This is a genomic window from Niastella vici (assembly GCF_002077945.1).
GTDB classification, from domain to species: Bacteria; Bacteroidota; Bacteroidia; order Chitinophagales; family Chitinophagaceae; genus Niastella; species Niastella vici.
Genome location: NZ_LVYD01000052.1, coordinates 64,599 through 83,097, shown reverse-complemented (window position 1 = coordinate 83,097; position 18,499 = coordinate 64,599). Strand labels below are relative to the sequence as shown.

Sequence of the window (18,499 nt, the reverse complement as noted above, 5' to 3'; positions counted from 1 at the left end):
TATGAAAAAGATCGCTTTTGTTTTGCTCGCTGCTGTTGTTTTACTGAACGCCTGTATAGACGGTCACCGGGTAAAAGGAGATGGAAGTATGACCTCCAAAACATTTCAGCCGGGCAATTTTAACGGGGTTGAATTGAGTGCTGGTTTTGATGTATTTCTTACTCAGGGAAGTGCGGCGGATGTAAGAATAGAGGCAGAACAAAATATCCTTTCCTATATAGATGTACGTGTTGAGAACGGGGTGCTTGATATTGATTCAAAAGAACACGTATGGCTCGATCCCAGCCGTACAGTGAAAGTATATATTACGTCTCCTACTTACAAGAGCATTGAAAATTCCGGTTCGGGACATGTAACCGGCCAAACAAAGATCACCCATGATGGCACATTAAACATCTCTTCAAGCGGTAGTGGTGAAATGTCGCTTGATGTGGATGCGCCTGAAATTGAAGCCAACGTGTCGGGTAGCGGCACCGTGAGCCTTTCGGGTGATACAAAAAAGATCAATGCTGATGTTTCGGGCAGTGGTGGTATCAGCGCCCTGAATTTAAAGTCAGAAGAATCTGAACTGGGCATCTCGGGCAGCGGTAATATTGATGTGTACAGCAGTATAAAGCTGGATGCTAATATTTCAGGCAGCGGCAAAATTCGCTATAAAGGCACTGCCCAGGTAAATAAGAATATATCGGGTAGTGGTGAAGTAACGAAAGTTGATTAGTTACTTACAGATCAACAAACTTTACCCTGATCCAGATATCGCGGTTCCGTCCTTTATCATCGGTACAGGAAATTTTCACCGGCCCTTCTTCGGGCATAAAGAACTGGCGGTTGTGCACTTCGCCTGATTTATAGAACTGGTTGTTTATATACCAGTATACTTTATGCACGTCGTTGCCCACATTGCACGAAAGTTGTAAAGGTTCCGGATGTTTTTTGCTGATAAAGTATTCCGATCCATTGCGCGGAGAAGTAATGGCCGGTCCGCCATCTTTGAACACCCGCTCACAATCGGGATTATGCGGCGGTATTTTTTCGTATACGATATGCCGTTCCTCATAATAGCGTTGCATTTCGGGCGATACCACGCGATACCATTTCTTTTTATAGCCTTCGGCGGGCTGACAGGTTTTGCAATACGAGATCTTTTCATTGGCCGAGATCGCTATTTCCTGCAGGTTATTACATAACTGGCTTGTTGAAACAAGCGGAATGAAATAATCGGTTACTGTATTGGGGCAATGTTCGCCCGGCGGTAAACCTGTTTCTGAACACACCATGCGAATATCACAATCTTTCGGTTGGGTGAACCATTGCTCATCACTGTCGTAGTCGATGGTGTTGAAAATTTTAAAGAGCAGTGGCGTGGCAATATTCGCGCCGCTTAATTCAGGAATGCCAAGGGCCGAAAAATTGCCCGTCCAGATTCCTACGGTATATTTCCGGTTGTACCCGATGCTCCAGGCATCGCGGCGGCCATAGGAGGTGCCGGTTTTCCAGGCGATCCTGGGCATGTGTTCGGTGCTTCCCCAGTTCAACGGAAAATCGGGGCGGTTAACCTTCGATAAAATATCATTGATCATGAATGTGGCAGCGGGACTTAAGATCTTTATTCCCTGGCCAGCTTGCTGAAAGCTATCCTGCGTATACCGGGGCGGCAGGTATTGTCCGTTATTGGCGAACACCGAATACAATCCGGTCAGCTCTTCGAGCGTGGCGCCACAACCGCCGAGGATCAATGATAATCCCAGCTTGCGCTGGTCTTTTTTGATCTGTTGAAAATCGCACTCACCCAGTTTTTGAATGAAGGGGTCTTTGCCCAGCATTTGCAATCCTTTTACTGCCGGAATGTTCAGCGAATGTTCCAACGCATATTCCATGGTCACATATCCGTTGAATTGTTTGTCGTAGTTCTCGGGTGCATACCCGCCAAAATTTACGGCAACGTCGGTGATAACGGCCTTGGGTGTCATGAGTCCGGCATCGATGCAAAGGCCATACAGCAAGGGTTTTAAGGTACTGCCCGGCTGGCGAATGGCTTTGGCGCCGTTCACCTGTCCGCCATCGATGGTATCGGTGAAATTGGCCGAGCCAACGTAGGTAATTACATTATGCGTTTTATTGTCGATAATGACCACCGCTGCATTTCGGATGTTTTTCAGCGTAAGAATGCGGGAATAATCGGCCACCAGCTTTTCTGTCTTTAGCTGGGTGTTCAATTCTATATTGGTCTTTATGATATCGCCGCCCTGTTGTTTCAGTTTCCAGGCAAGGTGTGGTATCAGTTGGGGAACGGTTCCGCGGGTAGCGGTGAGCGGTTCACTAAGCGCATCGGCAATTTCTTTTTGGGTGAACACTTTGTCTTTGGCAAATTTTTGCAGCCACCGGTTGCGTTCGGCCACAATACGGTCATTGTGTTTGCCCATAACCAGGGAAGAAGGGCGATTGGGTATTATGGAAAGCGCAGTGATCTCGGCCAGCGACAGGTGATCGGGATTTTTTTTGAAGTAAAGGATAGAGGCTGATTTTACGCCTTCAATGTTACCACCATACGGCACCAGGTTCAGGTACAGTTGCAGGATCTCGTTCTTGTTGTACCTGTATTCCAGTTGCAAAGCCCTGAACATTTCAATGAACTTATTGAAGTAGGTGCGGCTTTTGGGTTCCAGCGCCCTGGCTACCTGCATGGTTATGGTTGAAGCGCCGGAAGTGCGTTTGAGACGGAAGATGTTTTTGGCAAAAGCCCGGGTAATGGCCAACGCATTGATGCCGGGGTGCGAATAGAAATACCGGTCTTCCTTTTCTATGATCGTTTTGCGCAACAGGGGCGAGATCTCTTCCAGCTCGGTTTTCATGCGCCACTTCTGATCATTGGTCAAAAAGGCATGTATCACTTCGCCCTTGCTATCGGTTATGATGGTGGAGTATTCAATTTTATCGGGCAGCGGAAATACCCAGTTAAGTAATAAAAAAGTAATAACTGATGCTACGATGGTGATCAGCAGGCGTTTACCGTATTTCAGGGATTTTCGTTTAGCGGGTGTACTGCGGCTCCAGGTAGCGACACGCTTGCTCCAATTAATTATACTTTCACGCCATGGCGCCTTTGTGCGCATATATTGCTTACTTTAATAACACATTAACAAACGGAGTGAAAAAATTGATTGTAACTTTCGGGTACAATTTTCAATTCTATGGCTTTGTCAAGCCTTCCTCCATAGTTTCCCTGCTAATTTCAACTTTTATTTTTATCAACAAAAGGTTCCGGTAAATATTTAATTCCTTTTTGTATTTTAACGCGCCCAAGCCTGCCCGAATTGTACGTTCGGTACAGACGGGCCTAATCATGCTAATAACTTTAACCCTATATGCGTAAGTCAAAGATCGCCCTGATTACACTAGGCGTGCTGGTTGTAACAGTAATAGCCGCCTGTAATCGAAGCGCTGTCTCTCTTAGTTATACCAATGCCAAAGGTGAAGTGCAATCCCTCGGTAACCTGGTATTCCGCTTCAACAAATCCCTTGTTCCCGATTCACTGTTAAATCAATGGGATTCTACTGAGTATGTTTCTTTTGAACCAAAGATCCAGGGCCGCTTCCGGTGGGAACATCCGGATGAGCTCGTTTTCTCACCCGCACAACCCCTGTCGCCTGCAACCAGCTATCAGGCCAAATTGCGTGGTGATCTGCTTGACCACAGCAAAATTGGCAAGCTCGATAAAGGGGAGGAGATCACCTTTTATACGCCTTACCTGCAGTTGGATAATACCAACGTAACCTGGATGCTTCCTGATCAGCATTCCACTACCGCTTACCCGCAGGTTGATCTGTATTTTAATTATGCGATCAGTCCGGCTACCATAAAAGACAAAATGACGTTGCAGATCGATGGCAAGCCGCTTGCTTACCAGATCATAACTGAAGGACCCGATAGCCGCATTTCGTTGCGCATTTCAGGGATGAAACTGGAAGATAAAGACCTCGATGCAAAAGTGGCTTTCGATAAAGGACTGGTTCCTGATGGTGGTGTGAATGGAACGAAGGAGGCTATTGAAAACAAAGTGGTGATCCCTTCGCCCTACAACCTTACTATTAATGATGTGCATGCCGAGCACGACGGGTTATCGGGTACTGTGTTTGTGCGTACCAGCCAGCAGGTGCTTATGGAGAACATTTCTTCCCTGATCCATTTCACCCCTGCGGTAAAATTCTCTGTTCAGCAAACCGAAGATGGTTTCACTGTGACCAGCGATAATTTCGATGCCGATAAAAGTTATGTATTCACCATTGCCAAAGGATTGCGTGGCCGTATTGGTGGCGTGCTGCGCGAACAGTACGATAATAATGTAGCTTTTGGTGAGCTGGAGCCTTCGCTGAAATTTGGCAATAGCAAGGCCGTTTACCTGAGCGCCCTGGGTAACCAGAATATTGAAGTGCGCGTTACCAACATTCCCAAGGTAAAAGTGATCATTTCAAAGATCTATGAAAGCAACCTGCTGGCGGCGCAACGTTATGGCTACCGGCCGAAAGATGAGAATAACGGCGGTGGCGGTGACGATGAAGAATATTATGGCGGTGATTATGATTATAGCAGTGATGTTAGTTTCGGCGATGTGATCTATGAACAGGAGATCGATACGCGCTCGCTGCCTAAGTACGGCAACAGCCGGTTGTTCACTTTTAATGTAGAAGACCGCCTGCCCGACTTTAAAGGTATTTATCATATTAAAATACGGTCGGCTACCGATTACTGGATCAGCGACAGCCGCTTTATTTCCAAATCAGATATCGGGTTAATTGCCCGGGAAGGAAAAGATAAACTGTTTGTATTTGCCAACTCCATTAAAACCGCACAACCGGTGAATGGGATGAATGTAGTGGTGTATGGCAACAACAACCAGGTGTTGGGAACCGGTACTTCCAATGCCGATGGCGTGGCCGAAGTTGTTTTTGCGCGGAAGGAATTTGCCGGGTTCAAGCCTGCCATGATCATTGCCAAGACCGCTACTGATTTTAATTATCTGCCATTCAACACCACCAGGGTGAACACCTCGCGGTTTGAGGTAGGTGGCAAGCGCAGCAACAGCACGGGACTCGATGCCTTTATATATGCAGAACGTGATATCTACCGCCCGGGTGAAAAAGTGAATTTTGCCGTTGTGCTGCGCGACCGGTTGTGGAAATCACCGGGTGAGCTGCCGGTAAAAATGAAATTCCTGCTGCCGAATGGTAAAGAGTTGAAGACCTTCCGCAAAACCTTGAATGTACAGGGCGCTACCGATGGGGATGTAGATATTTCAGAGTCGGCTATTACCGGTAGTTATACGCTGGAAGTATATACCTCGAACGATGTGTTGCTGGCCAGCAAGAATTTCAGCATTGAAGAGTTTGTGCCCGATCGCATTAAGGTGACTGCCAAACTGGATAAGAACTCACTTGAGCCCGGACAATCAGCCAGCCTGGCGATAAATGCCGTAAACTTTTTTGGACCGCCGGCGGCTAACCGCAATTATGAAACGGAGATCCAGACCAGCGCGGCCAATTTCAGTCCTAAAAAATATGAACGCTTTGACTTTGGTATCGTGAACCAGGGCATGTCGTTCGACAAAACAACGAACGAGGGCAGTACCGATGAAAATGGTAATGCCAAACAAACCTTTGAAGTGCCCGCCCTGTATGCCAACAAAGGATTGCTGAAGACAACGTTCTATGCTACCGTGTTTGATGAAACCGGCCGGCCGGTGAGCCGCAGCGCCACCGCCAATATTTACACGCAAAAGATCTTCTTTGGTGTGGGGAGCGATGGGTACTGGTATTACCCGCTGAACCAGCAGGTGAAATTCCCCATTATTGCGTTGGATAAAGACGAGCATGTGTTGAATGGCGCAAAGGCACAGGTAAAAGTGATAAAACATGAATATCGTACGGTGCTCACCAAGAGCGGGGATTATTTCCGGTACGAATCACAGGAAGATAATAAAGTAGTGACCGATCAGAATATTACCATCAGCGGCGAAGGCGCTTACTATGGCTTTGTGCCCCGTTCGCCCGGCGACTATGAATTGCAGGTGAGCATCCCCGGCTCGGGCAGCTATGTAAGCAAACATTTCTATAGTTATGGTTTCTGGGGCGGCGATAACTCTTCGTTTGAAGTAAATACAGAAGGTAATATTGATATTGAAGCCGATAAATCTTCTTACCAGGCCGGCGATAATGCGAAGCTGTTGTTCAAAACGCCGTTCAGCGGCCGCATGCTGGTGACCATGGAAACCGATAAAGTGGTTTCGTACCAGTATGTAAATGTGGAGAACCGCACCGCTTCGGTTGATCTGAAGATCTCTGCCGAGCATTTACCAAACGTATATGTTACCGCAACGCTCATTAAACCGCACGAGGTAAGTGATATTCCATTAACAGTAGCACATGGTTATCAAAGTTTGAAAGTAGAAGAAAAGAGCCGCAAAATTGATGTGCAGATCGTGGCGCAAAAATCGGTTCGCTCGCGTACACACCAGAAGGTGACGGTAAAAGCGGCGCCCAACAGTTTTGTAACCCTGGCGGCAGTTGATAACGGCGTGTTGCAGATAACAGATTTTAAAACACCCGATCCGTATAATCACTTCTATGCTGCTAAAGCACTGGAGGTAAATGCCTATGATCTGTACCCGTTGTTGTTCCCCGAATTAAAAGCCACATTGAGCAGTACGGGTGGCGACGGTGAACTGGAAGCAAATAAACGCACCAACCCCATGCCGGCCAAACGCTTCAAGATCGTTTCCTACTGGAGCGGTACCACCAAAACCGGTGGCAGCGGGGAAGCGGAATTTGAGTTTGATATTCCGCAGTTCAGTGGTGAAGTACGTTTGATGGCGGTGGCGTATAAGGATGAAAGTTTTGGTAACGGCGAAGCTGCCATGACCGTAGCCGATCCGTTGGTGCTGAGCACTGCTTTGCCGCGCTTCCTGAGCCCGGGCGATACAGTGAATGTACCGGTTACTATTACCAATACCACTAACAAATCAGCATCGGCCACTGCTGCATTGAACGTAAGCGGACCGCTGAATGTACTGGGCGATAAGCAACAGTCGATCAGTATCAACAGCAACAGCGAAGGACAGGCTATCTTCCAGGTAGTGGCTGCGCCTGCTGTTAATGTGGGAAAAATAAAAGTGGAAGTGCAGGGACTGGGTGAAAAGTTCACCGATGAAACCGAGATCAGTATACGGCCGGCCTCACCCTTGCAGGTGGTTACCGGCAGCGGTTCACTCACCGGTGGTGGTGTACAACGCATCAGTATACCGTTGAACGATTTTATGCCCAACAGCACCGATTACCAGTTGGTGGTAAGCCGCAGTCCGGCCCTGGAACTGGGTAAGCAGTTGCGCTACCTGTGTGAATATCCTTATGGTTGTACCGAACAAACTGTTTCAACCGCCTTCCCGCAATTGTATTATGGCGACCTGGCCGATCAAATGAAAAGCAACCAGGGGAATAAAGCAAACGCCAACTGGAATATAGCCGAAGCCATCCGCAAAATAAAACTGCGGCAGTTGTACAATGGCGCCATTACCCTGTGGGATGGAGAAGGTACCGAACATTGGTGGGCTACAGTATATGCAGGCCATTTCTTACTCGAAGCACAAAAAGCCGGGTTCGAAGTTGACAAGAACGTGTTGAACGGTATTCTCAATTACCTGAACAACAAGTTGAAGAACAAGGAAACTGTTTTATACTACTATAATCAGAACGATAAAAAGAAAATAGCGCCCAAAGAGGTTGCCTATAGTTTGTATGTGCTGGCACTGGCCGGTAAGCCCAATGTAAGCGCCATGAACTATTACAAGTCGAATGCCATGCTGCTGAGCCTTGATTGTAAATACCTGTTGAGTGTGGCCTATGCCGTGGCCGGTGATAAGGCGAAGTTCCGCGAAATGCTGCCTTCCTCGTTCAGTGGTGAAGTATCGGTTGCACAAACCGGCGGCAGCTTCTATTCTGATATTCGTGACGAGGCCATTGCGTTGAATGCCCTCATTGATGCGGACCCTTCCAATGCGCAAATACCGGTGATGGCAAAACATGTGGCCGATAAATTAAAACAACGGCGCTGGTACAGCACACAGGAATGTTCGTTCAGCTTCCTGGCGCTGGGTAAAATGGCCCGCGCTGCCAACAAGGCAACAGTGAGCGCCGATGTAAAAGTGAACGGTAAAACAGTAGGCAGTGTAGAAGCCAGTCCGTTGAAGTTAACCGCCAAACAACTGGGTGGAACCAATATCGACATTACATCGAAAGGCGAAGGCCGGTTGTATTATTACTGGCAAAGCGAAGGCATAAGCGTAAGCGGCGCCTATAAAGAAGAAGATAATTTTATCAAGGTACGCCGCCGTTTCTTTGATCGTTATGGCCGCACAATAGAAGGCAATTCGTTTACCCAGAACGACCTGGTGATCGTTCAGGTAACGGTAGAGAAAGCGTACGATGGTTATGTTGATAATGTGGTGATCACAGATATTCTGCCTGCAGGTTTTGAAATTGAAAACCCCCGTACCAAGGAAATTCCGGGTATGGAATGGATAAAAGACGCAGCCACACCTGTTGCGCTGGATGTTCGGGATGATCGTATTAATTTGTTTGATGATCTGAGAAACAGCCGGCAAACCTATTATTATGCGGTGCGGGCCGTTTCACCGGGTAACTACCGTATGGGACCCGTAAGTGCCGAAGCGATGTATAATGGTGACTACCATTCTTATAATGGAGGAGGAGTTATCAGGGTGAGTAAGAAGTAGGAAAGAAGAAATAAACAATATGCACAACGGTGAGCGCTTAACTGGGCTCACCGTTGTCGTTTCTGTCGTGTTATATGCCTGCTTTTCCCGATATTTGTTTATACCTATACCACAAAATGCCAGCGCCTTTACTACAAATAAATAACCTGCAGGTCGATTTTGTTACCGACATTGGCACCACCACTGCCGTAAAGGATATTTCGCTCACGGTAAATCGTGGTGAGATCGTAGCTATTGTAGGCGAATCGGGTTCTGGCAAATCGGTGACTTCATTATCCATATTACAATTATTACCCAAACCGCCGGCGCGGTATACAAATGGAGAAATATTATTTTCAGTTGATGGAGATGAACCGGTGAACCTGTTAACGCAAACACCCGGTCAGTTGCGGGCTATTCGCGGTAACCACATCGCCATGATCTTTCAGGAACCCATGACCTCCCTGAACCCCGTGTTCACCTGCGGGCACCAGGTGCAGGAAGCATTGCGGCTGCACCTGAAGACCGGTAAAAAAGAAGCAACGCAAAAAACGATCGATCTGTTCAGGCAGGTGCAGTTGCCCAATCCCGAACAGTTGTTTCGCCGTTATCCGCATCAATTGAGCGGTGGGCAAAAGCAACGTGTGATGATCGCCATGGCCATGAGCTGCGAGCCCTCCCTGCTGATCTGTGATGAGCCCACCACGGCCCTGGATGTTACGGTGCAAAAGACCATTCTGCAGTTGATTAAAGAACTGCAACAGACAAAGCAGATGGGCGTCATCTTTATTACGCACGACCTGGGTGTGGTGGCAGAAGTGGCCGACCGCGCTGTGGTGATGTACCGGGGCGAAATTGTAGAGGCCGGCCCTGTGGCTGATCTTTTCAGCAATCCGCAACATCCTTATACAAAAGGACTGCTGGCCTGCCGGCCGGTATTGCATCCCAAGGGAGAACGGCTGCCCATCGTCAGCGATTTTCTGGAACACAACCGGCCGTTTGAGGCCGCCCGTTATATACAGTCTGCGGTTCCGCCAATAGTAAGCGACGAACCGGAGACAACTGTGGTTAAACGGCCCTTTATACAGGTGTCGCGGTTGAATGTATGGTTCCCCTCAAAAAAGAGCCTGCTGGGTAAACCGCTTGAATATGTAAAGGCGATCGATAATGTACGGTTTGAGATCTATAAAGGCGAAACGCTGGGGCTGGTAGGCGAATCGGGTTGTGGTAAAACCACCCTTGGACGAACCTTGCTGGGATTGATACCCCCTACTTCGGGTTCGGTGTATTATGATGGCACCGACCTGTCGAAGATAGATGCCGCTACCATGAAAGACATGCGGAAGGATATCCAGATCATTTTCCAGGATCCTTATTCTTCCCTGAACCCGCGATTAACGATAGGGTCGGCTATTGCAGAACCATTAAAAGTACATAATATCATTGCCAATAGCGGGCAACGGAAAGACAGGGTAGTGGAGCTGCTTGAAAAGGTAAACCTGAAAGCAGAACATTTTCATCGCTACCCACATGAGTTTTCGGGCGGTCAGCGGCAGCGGATCGTTATTGCGCGGGCGCTGGCGTTGAATCCTGAGTTCATTGTTTGTGATGAATCGGTTTCGGCCCTCGATGTAAGCGTACAGGCACAGGTGCTGAACCTGCTGAACGATCTGAAAGCAGAAATGGGTTTTACCATTGTTTTTATTTCGCACGATCTGTCGGTGGTGCGGTATATCAGCGACCGCATTATGGTGATGAACAAAGGAAAGATAGAAGAGATCGGGGATGCGGAGCAGGTCTATTTTCATCCGCAGAAAGAGTATACCAAACAATTGATCGCCTCCATTCCGAAAGGCATTATAGCATAAGCATCACAAACAACTATCCCTAAGCATCTTCATATATGCTTCCCCTTTTTCACGGGCGAATTGAACATTCCTTTCGGGTATCTCATCGGCATTGCCATAGTATTGAATAGCCTTGCGCACCTGGTCTTCGCGCAGTAAATGCAGCATGGGGTATATTGACCGGTTGGTATAGTTGGCGGCATCATCGGGGGCGCTGCCTTCGAACTGGTATAACGGGTGAAAGGAGGCTAACTGGTAAATGCCTTCATAACCCTTTTGCTGCAACAGGTTTTCGGCAAATGCAACAAACTGCAGGTAGGTGTCGAACGCTGCAAATGCGTTTGGAAATATAAGTAAGGTGGTGGCAATGGTTTTGTCCTTATCGAGCTGCTTTAATTCTTTTAATAATGTTTCCCGTGCATCGGTGCGTTTGGCGCTGAATTCAACGTGGTAGCGAATGGTATCGTTTGTAAATTCCCGGTTGGCGAACGGACAAAAATTACAACCGATCACTATTGCTTTGATCCAGTTCTTTGTTTGCTCAATAATTTGCAGCTCATCTGTCATGTCGGTAAAGGTACATGAATGCTCCGTGAACTTAATCGCGGTATCGCTGGCTCTTCACCATTTCAGATAAATAATTCCGGTACAGGGTAAACGACCTGGCATCGTAAAATACCGAAGCGCTGCTGCGGCGTGCATACAACATTTCCTTCAGCATTTTTTGTAATTGCTCTTTAACCGGTTTGTCGCTCTCCAGTTTTCGGTCTTCATCTACCGAGGTAAAATCATCATTCTTCACATCAACCAGCTCTGTTTTTTCGGGTTGCATGCCGGCCGTAGCCACCTGCCAGGTAAGATCATCGCGCATGCGTTTGTATTTGAAAAAGTATACATAGCCTTTTTTCTGCTCATAGGCTACCGGCAGTTTGTCAATGAATATCAGCGTGTCGATCTTGTCGTAATTGGTCAGCGTTTTTACGATCAGGCTCCGGCTAATATCCAGCTGGTTTTTGTATTGTTTCGGGAACCTGTCGGTCATTTTGTTGGTCTCCAGGTCAATATACAGTTCACTGCGGTATTCATCGAGTTTGGCGTATTTGGTAAAGAAGGGATCGGGCACTTTATATTTATTCCGCAACAACAGGATATACGTATTGTACAATAATCGCCGGTCCTGGGTGGTTTGCAACTGTTCAAAGAAAGCTTGCACGCCCGGGTTCTTATTATAGAATGGCAACAGCAGAATGGCATAGCGGTCGAGGTCGGTATTGCCGGCATCGGAAACCCCGGTATCGTCATCATCAGCAGGGTACAGGGATGCTACGGGCGCCTCTTTACGGGCGGCTTTTTCCATGTTGGCCTTGTTCTCTTTGGCCAATTGCTTTTTCAGCAGTTGTTTTGCTTCCAGGTAGATCTTCGGGAAGCTGGTTTCATAATCTTCCGTCTTCAGGTAACCACTGTCGACCATGGTCACCAGTAAATTCATGACATCGTTGCGGTAATCGTCGATGTTCATCAGTTGTAAAATATCAGGGAAAATAACTTTTGACAGCGAAAGGGTATCGAACAGGGGCGCCCACTTGCCGAAATAAGAAGTCTTTTTACTTTTTGTTACTGTGGTGTAATCTACGTATACAGATGGCAGTCTGAAGCCCCGGTTGTAGGTATAGTCATCGTCCATGACAGGTGGTTCCTGCAGCACCAGGTCTTTGAATGCCAGGAAAGCGGTTTTTGTACGCTGGTTCAGCAAGGCATTTAAAATAGCCGCCTGCCAGTCGGCAGTGTCTTTCACTTTCCAGTATAATTTCTGCAGATAAGATACAATGCTGGTATCCCTGATGCGGCCCAGGTTGTCGATAAAGAATTTTTTAAGGGTCAGGTAATCTTTCATTTTCCAGTTGAGCGAGTCAATGGCTTTTTTCAGCAGCGGTACATCTGTTGAGTCGAAAGCAACCTGGTACAATGATCTGCGGGCTTTTTTAACGGTCATGGAATCCTTGCTGAACAGGTCTTTTATGAACTGTTCCGATTTGCGGGCAAACAGCGATTCGCCTTTCAGCGTATCAACTGGTTTAAAACTGCTGAAGAAATTCGAGAGCAGGGCGCTTTGTTTGCTCAGCGTATCGGTAAGGGTTGTAATGCTGAAGAAATGCCCGTTGTTATAAAACATTTTAGAGATGATGAGGCGGCTGCTGTTGGTATCGGTTAGCTGCAGATCGCGGCAACGCATGCCATTGGGCAGGGTGTATTCCCTGCTTTGTTTTATGATGAAAGTACTGTCTGAGAACCAGGTGCTTACTGAAGCATTCTTCCACAAGGTGGCGCTGTCTTTTTTATAACTGTATTGCGGCACTTTGAAATGCATCACCAGTATTTTTTCGCCGATGGTATCGTTACCTATAAGGCGGGTACTGAATGCGGGTACGTTAATGTCGTCTGCGTCATCATCCATCATACCATTCGATAGCTGCAGTAATTCTTCCATGCCGGGCGAGTCGTTCTTTTTATCGGCTTGCGCATATATGGGCGTTGTAACAGTGATGCTCATTACTGTATCGGTGCGTGGGGCCGGGACCGGATAAATATAGGGCGTAATGGCAAATGATTGCAGAAAGCGTTGTGTATCGGGATTGTCGTTTTTGTAACTGGCTATTATGGCATAGTACACCGGTCCCTGTATTACATAGCGCACGCTGCTGAAACTGCCATCCTTGTGTTTGTATTTACTTTCCAGCGCGGGGTATCCGTTAAGCGATATAAAGCGGCGGCTGAGCTGTTTGTCGATAAAGTCGGAATAGCCATAGCTTTCATCCATGAGGTTCAGTTCAAATGTATCTTCTTCAATGAAAGAATAATTGTGCAGGTTGGCTTTCATGATGAGATAGCTGTTGCCTGTAGCCGCATCGCTGGCCGCATATTCAAGCCTGTCGGTGCCAAAACCATTGTCTTTAAGCAGGGCTGGGATGTGGGGCATTTGTACGCTGAAGCCACCTGTTGGCGGCTGCCAGGTTTGCCAGCCGGCTGTTGCGTATTCTTTTAGTTTAATGGAACCGAAGAACTCCTGTGATTCGTTGCCGGCATTTATGTATTCGCCATTGCCGCTCATTTTAAAGATCAGCACTTCAAAGGGCGTAATGTATAGCTGGTAGCGTTGATAATCGCCGCGGCGGGTGCGGTTGATGATATCAAGTCCTTTGTAGCCATTCTTCGTAATGGCTGTTTTTTTCAGGATCTTGCCGGGGATGTTCTCGTACAGCAGGCTGTCGATCTTTTTTAATACGAGGTCACTGCTATGGCCCAACGACAGGCTGTTGGTCTTTATACGGGTTACCATGTAATATGCGCCGTTCACCATATCGGCGTATTGCACTACATCCATCCCGTTCCAGTCGGTAAAGCGGTAGAATTTTTTTCCCGGAATGGAAACGCTGTAAAAGCCATCGTCGCCTGTTTGTGTGGTGAATGTATTATTGATGCGTATTTTGTCAACGTTTTCTTTTTGCATGCTGTTGCGGTCGTCCATACGAACCGGGCGCATGGTGTAGCCTTTCTGGCGCAACAATTCTATAACGCCCCGTTTGCCCGGCAGGTGAGCTGCGCCCACGCCTACGAACAGCGACATTTTTTTTATGATGGAGTCAATGGAGTTGGCCTGTATCTCGTTGCGTTTGTACAGGAATTTTTCCTGGAAGGCATCGGAGAACACGGTGAGGCTTTCCAGGGAATCGAGCAGGTCGAGATCGCCTTTGCGGTAGGCATCTTCCACTTTTTTGGGATTGGTCATCATGCCTTCGTAATCGTAGCTTCTTCTTTTTTTGTTCTGATCGCGCAGCATGGCCTTGTAGGCTTCCATTACCAGCTTTTCGCTTTCCTGAAAATTTTCTACCCCGCTTACCCGTTTACCCAGTTTTTTACCGGTTTGAAAAATGTACATGTCGAGGAAGGTGTCTTCTTCAAAATCTTCGGCCTGGCGTCCATAGGTGCGGTACAGCATGCCATTGATCATGGAGGGTTCTACCGCCAGCGCGGCTTTTATGGCTTCTTCATAGCGGTCGATGGCAAACGTGGTGATGCGCATGTGGTCTGCCGGCCATTCCCACCGGCTCGAGTACAGGTTCATTAAACTATTGCCATTGCGGCGGCCGCCCCTGAAAAAAACTGACTGGCTGTAATCGTCCTGCCAGCTTTCGGGATTGGTTTCCAGCGCCACCACATCGGCGCTTTTGATAGCGGTGTAAAAGCTATCGCCGAGGTGAAAAGCCAGTTTATCGCTCACGTGCATGGTGCCAAACAGGTAGGACGGTTTTTTAAGACCATTGCCGCTGATCTCCCACAACAGGCTGGGATATTTTTTGGAGGCGGGTTTGGGCGGAACCGGAATGGAGGGCTGGGGCGACATTTTAGGTTTATGGGCTGGCTGCTGTGCCATGGATGGCATAACGATGGTTACAAGCACGACAAGCAGGAAGGAGATCGATTTTCTCATACTCAATAATTAATGACCGGTGACTTGAAATGCCTCCCGGTAATTACCGGGAAGGAGGTACCTGGTTATTTTAAAAGGCGCGATTGATGAGTTCTCTGTAGTGCACTTTTCCCTTTTATAAATTTCGTAATAATAAACCAAATGTCAGCGGGGTGAATTCATAGGAGAGATGTTAAAATGGGAAAAAGCCATAAAAGTTTGGCTGTTTTTGATGAGCGGTGGGCGCAGCTAATTGCCGGCTGCCTATTGCCGGCTCCTAATTTGTGCCCTCCGGTTCCAACCAGCTTCTTCCGGGGCCAATACTTGTCAGGGATACACTACTGTAAGGAGTTTTCTGTACCCGGCGACAATTCTATCATATTATTGATTTTTAAATTTGGGTTCGGCCCTTTTTTTAATTACCTTTGCCCGCTCGAATTTTAGCTTACATGATATCAAACCTGGTGCCGTAAGACCTCGTTTGTATCGGAATACCACCCCGATGTACCCTGATCTTACTCCCCCTGTTCGTATCATGTGGCTTTTAAAAACAGTTTAAAAATACACATGAAACTTTCACAGTTCCGGTTCGATTTACCACTTAACCTTATTGCCCAACACCCTACAAAAAGACGTGAAGATGCGCGTTTGATGGTTGTTCATCGCCAAACCGGCCAGATAGAGAACAAACATTTCCGCGACATCATGGATTATTTTGATGATAAGGATGTGTTCGTAGTGAATAATACCAAAGTGTTCCCGGCCCGCATGTACGGCCGGAAGGAAAAAACGGGGGCGAAAATTGAGGTGTTCCTGCTGCGTGAATTAAATAAACCCAACCGGCTGTGGGATGTGATTGTGGACCCCGCCCGTAAAATTCGTGTTGGTAATAAACTCTACTTTGGCGAGAACGATGAACTGATCGCCGAAGTAATTGACAATACAACTTCACGCGGCCGCACTATTCGCTTTTTGTGGGATGGTACCGATGAAGAATTCCGCAATATGCTGGAATTTCTGGGTGAAACGCCCCTGCCAAAATATATTAAACGTAAGCCTGAAGCAGACGATAAAGAACGCTATCAAACCGTTTACGCCAAGCATGAAGGTGCTGTGGCGGCGCCAACCGCCGGTTTGCACTTCAGCATTGAGCTCATTAAAAGGCTCGAGATCAAAGGCGTTCGGTTTGCCGAAGTAACGCTGCACACGGGGTTGGGTACTTTCCGTCCCATTGAAGTGGAAGATCTCAGCAAGCACAAGATGGATGCGGAGTATTATAAAATTGAAGACCTGGCCTGCAAAATTGTAAATAAAGCGATCCAGGGCAATCACCGTATCTGCTCCATTGGTACTACCACCATGCGGGCACTTGAAAGCTCGTATACAGCTGAAAAGCTGTTGAAGCCTTCTGAGGGCTGGACCAACATCTTTATTCATCCGCCTTACCAGTTCAACATTGCCGATTCACTGGTTACCAACCTGCACCTGCCCAAGACCAGTCTGCTGATCATGACTTGTGCTTTTGCCGGTTACGACCTGGCGATGGAGGCGTATAAAAAAGCCATCAAGGATAAATACCGTTTCTTCAGCTACGGCGATGCCATGCTGGTTATCTAATCTGTTTTTTGGTTTTAAGTTGAGTCGCCTCACTTTTTAGCATAATAACAGCCGGTAACTTCTTTATGAGGTTGCCGGTTTTTCTTTTTTACCATTACCTGCTGTTTATTGCCTTTTTAAAGCTATCTCCTCCACTTAAAAGTATACGTGCGCCCGCCAGTGTATATATGGGTTTTGAACCGGTTGGTGCTGGTGAACTCCATAAGGTCGAAATGTTCTGACAATACTTTTTGGGTTTGAAAATTGGTAACTGTGATGTTCAGTTCTTTGCCCCGCCACCCGTGCCTGATGTCCCAACTGCCGGTATATTCTTCACCCAGGTTTGTGGTATAGGTCACCTGGCCGGTTGATTCAAAAGTAAAACGGCCGCTGTTAAACACCGGCGAATAGTGGCTGCCGATGCCAAAATTGTTTACATCATATAATTCCCAGGTGCCGCCGGTAATGCGTTTGTCGTATGATTTCAAAAAATCTTTGCTGCAGGCTGCAATGAGGAAAATAAGAATGGGGATAAACGCTAAGTAAATTTTTTTCATATCATAGGTTTTTTGGTGTTAAAACAAAGTTGATCCGATTCCCGGTCATTGCAACCAGGCGGGCGGCGTATTAACTTAATATTTACCAAAACTGTTCCCCGCGGATGAATTTGGCCAACGCGTAAAAGAATGGCTGTAATTTTTAATGTAAACAAGTAAATTTGGTTATAAGTAGCCGTGTATGAAAAAACCACTCATCCTTTTTGTAACCTTAACTTGCTTTGTTTTGATCAGTTACACTCAAACCGTAATGCCGTTATATGCCGATTCCATTCCTAATTCAAAACCGGCACCTGATGAAGAAAAAACAGATACCTCGCACAGAGGTGTTCCCATGATCAGCAAGGTAAGTATACCCACGCTCACCATTTATCTGCCACCAAAAGAAAAAGCTACGGGCGCTGCTGTTGTTGTTATACCCGGTGGTGGTTACAGAAATGTAGCTATTGGTCATGAGGGGTACGATGTAGCCAAACGTTTTAATGAAATGGGCGTGGCCGCCTTTGTACTAAAGTACCGGTTGCCGAGTGATGTTACCATGGTCAATAAGGAAATAGGTCCCATACAGGATGCGCAACGGGCTATTCAGATCGTGCGTGAAAAGGCCAAAGAATGGGAAATTGATAAGAACCGGGTAGGCATCATTGGTTTTTCGGCCGGCGGGCACCTGGCTTCCGCAGCCGGCACCCATTTTAATCATGCCTATATTGATGCCGGTAAAAAAGCAAACCTGCGTCCCGATTTTATGATCCTGGTTTACCCGGTGATCAGTTTTGCCGACAGCATCTGCCATAAGGGATCGAGAGAAAATTTACTGGGCAAAGACCCTTCGCCTGAAAAGAAGATGGAATATTCAAACGAATTGCAGGTAACGAAAAAAACACCGCCCACTTACCTGGTGCATGCCGAAGACGACAGCACCGTTAAAGTGCAGAACATGTTATTGTTTGCTACCGCCCTGCAGAAGAACAAGGTGCCGTTTGATTTTTATTTGTACGAAAAAGGCGGTCATGGTTTCGGGATGAACAACTCAACCAGTGAGGTGAAGTGGATGGACCTGGTGCAGGAGTGGATGACGAAGAGTGGGTGGATAAAGTAATACCCCCCAGCCCCCTAAAGGGGGAGCAAAAAAAAGCCGGTAATGTCTTTCGATATTACCGGCTTTCAATATTAATAAAGGTCTGCTCAAAATTCGCGAGTCAATTCACCATTGACCATTCACCATTGACCATTCACCATTGACCATTCACCATTGACCATTCACCA

At 47.2% G+C, this 18,499-nt stretch carries 9 protein-coding genes; 5 read left to right on the top strand and 4 right to left on the bottom strand.

The genetic code is table 11. The annotated features are described in order from the left end of the window. Position 1: 1 nt before the first annotated feature. Complete coding sequence (locus tag A3860_RS21480; protein ID WP_081149666.1) at positions 2 to 718, top strand: head GIN domain-containing protein; 717 nt, start codon at positions 2 to 4, stop codon at positions 716 to 718. A gap of 4 nt (positions 719 to 722) precedes the next feature. Here the strand turns inward: A3860_RS21480 and pbpC are convergent, their stop codons facing one another. After that, on the bottom strand, positions 723 to 3,113 hold the full coding sequence (pbpC, locus tag A3860_RS21475) for a penicillin-binding protein 1C (RefSeq protein WP_081149663.1): 2,391 nt from the start codon (positions 3,111 to 3,113) through the stop codon (positions 723 to 725). A 252-nt stretch (positions 3,114 to 3,365) separates the two neighbouring features. On the opposite strand from pbpC, the gene A3860_RS21470 reads away from it, so the two are divergent. Both A3860_RS21470 and A3860_RS21465 read left to right on the top strand, forming a co-directional pair. Next, a complete protein-coding gene (locus A3860_RS21470) occupies positions 3,366 to 8,786 on the top strand; it encodes an alpha-2-macroglobulin family protein (RefSeq protein WP_081149655.1) in 5,421 nt (1,806 codons plus the stop codon). A 116-nt stretch (positions 8,787 to 8,902) separates the two neighbouring features. Next, positions 8,903 to 10,633: an ABC transporter ATP-binding protein gene (locus A3860_RS21465; RefSeq protein ID WP_081149857.1), complete on the top strand. Its 1,731-nt coding sequence runs from the start codon at positions 8,903 to 8,905 to the stop codon at positions 10,631 to 10,633. Positions 10,634 to 10,636: 3 nt separating this feature from the next. On the opposite strand, the gene A3860_RS21460 is transcribed toward A3860_RS21465, so the two are convergent. Both A3860_RS21460 and A3860_RS21455 read right to left on the bottom strand, forming a co-directional pair. Further along, complete coding sequence (locus tag A3860_RS21460; RefSeq protein WP_081149652.1) at positions 10,637 to 11,179, bottom strand: DUF1415 domain-containing protein; 543 nt, start codon at positions 11,177 to 11,179, stop codon at positions 10,637 to 10,639. A 31-nt stretch (positions 11,180 to 11,210) separates the two neighbouring features. Then, positions 11,211 to 15,101 (bottom strand): TraB/GumN family protein, encoded by a 3,891-nt coding sequence (locus A3860_RS21455; RefSeq protein WP_081149649.1) that lies wholly within the window; start codon positions 15,099 to 15,101, stop codon positions 11,211 to 11,213. A 546-nt stretch (positions 15,102 to 15,647) separates the two neighbouring features. Here A3860_RS21455 and queA point away from each other — a divergent pair. Beyond that, positions 15,648 to 16,697 carry a tRNA preQ1(34) S-adenosylmethionine ribosyltransferase-isomerase QueA gene (gene queA / locus A3860_RS21445; protein ID WP_081149641.1) on the top strand — a complete coding sequence of 350 codons (1,050 nt, stop codon included), beginning with the start codon at positions 15,648 to 15,650 and terminating at the stop codon, positions 16,695 to 16,697. 122 nt (positions 16,698 to 16,819) lie between these two features. On the opposite strand, the gene A3860_RS21440 is transcribed toward queA, so the two are convergent. Continuing rightward, positions 16,820 to 17,233: a hypothetical protein gene (locus A3860_RS21440; protein WP_081149638.1), complete on the bottom strand. Its 414-nt coding sequence runs from the start codon at positions 17,231 to 17,233 to the stop codon at positions 16,820 to 16,822. Between the two features lie 181 nt (positions 17,234 to 17,414). On the opposite strand from A3860_RS21440, the gene A3860_RS21430 reads away from it, so the two are divergent. Continuing rightward, the gene (locus tag A3860_RS21430) at positions 17,415 to 18,332 is read left to right on the top strand and encodes an alpha/beta hydrolase (RefSeq protein WP_081149632.1); all 918 of its coding nucleotides are present in this window, start codon (positions 17,415 to 17,417) and stop codon (positions 18,330 to 18,332) included. The last annotated feature ends 167 nt before the right edge of the window (positions 18,333 to 18,499 follow it).

What these genes read in the sequence shown, in the direction of transcription:
- A3860_RS21480 (WP_081149666.1), top strand. Translation starts at nt 2, where the DNA reads ATGAAAAAGATCGCTTTTGTTTTGCTCGCTGCTGTTGTTTTACTGAAC.
- pbpC (WP_081149663.1), bottom strand. Translation starts at nt 3,113, where the DNA reads ATGCGCACAAAGGCGCCATGGCGTGAAAGTATAATTAATTGGAGCAAG.
- A3860_RS21460 (WP_081149652.1), bottom strand. Translation starts at nt 11,179, where the DNA reads ATGACAGATGAGCTGCAAATTATTGAGCAAACAAAGAACTGGATCAAA.
- A3860_RS21470 (WP_081149655.1), top strand. Translation starts at nt 3,366, where the DNA reads ATGCGTAAGTCAAAGATCGCCCTGATTACACTAGGCGTGCTGGTTGTA.
- A3860_RS21465 (WP_081149857.1), top strand. Translation starts at nt 8,903, where the DNA reads ATGCCAGCGCCTTTACTACAAATAAATAACCTGCAGGTCGATTTTGTT.
- A3860_RS21440 (WP_081149638.1), bottom strand. Translation starts at nt 17,233, where the DNA reads ATGAAAAAAATTTACTTAGCGTTTATCCCCATTCTTATTTTCCTCATT.
- A3860_RS21430 (WP_081149632.1), top strand. Translation starts at nt 17,415, where the DNA reads ATGAAAAAACCACTCATCCTTTTTGTAACCTTAACTTGCTTTGTTTTG.
- queA (WP_081149641.1), top strand. Translation starts at nt 15,648, where the DNA reads ATGAAACTTTCACAGTTCCGGTTCGATTTACCACTTAACCTTATTGCC.
- A3860_RS21455 (WP_081149649.1), bottom strand. Translation starts at nt 15,101, where the DNA reads ATGAGAAAATCGATCTCCTTCCTGCTTGTCGTGCTTGTAACCATCGTT.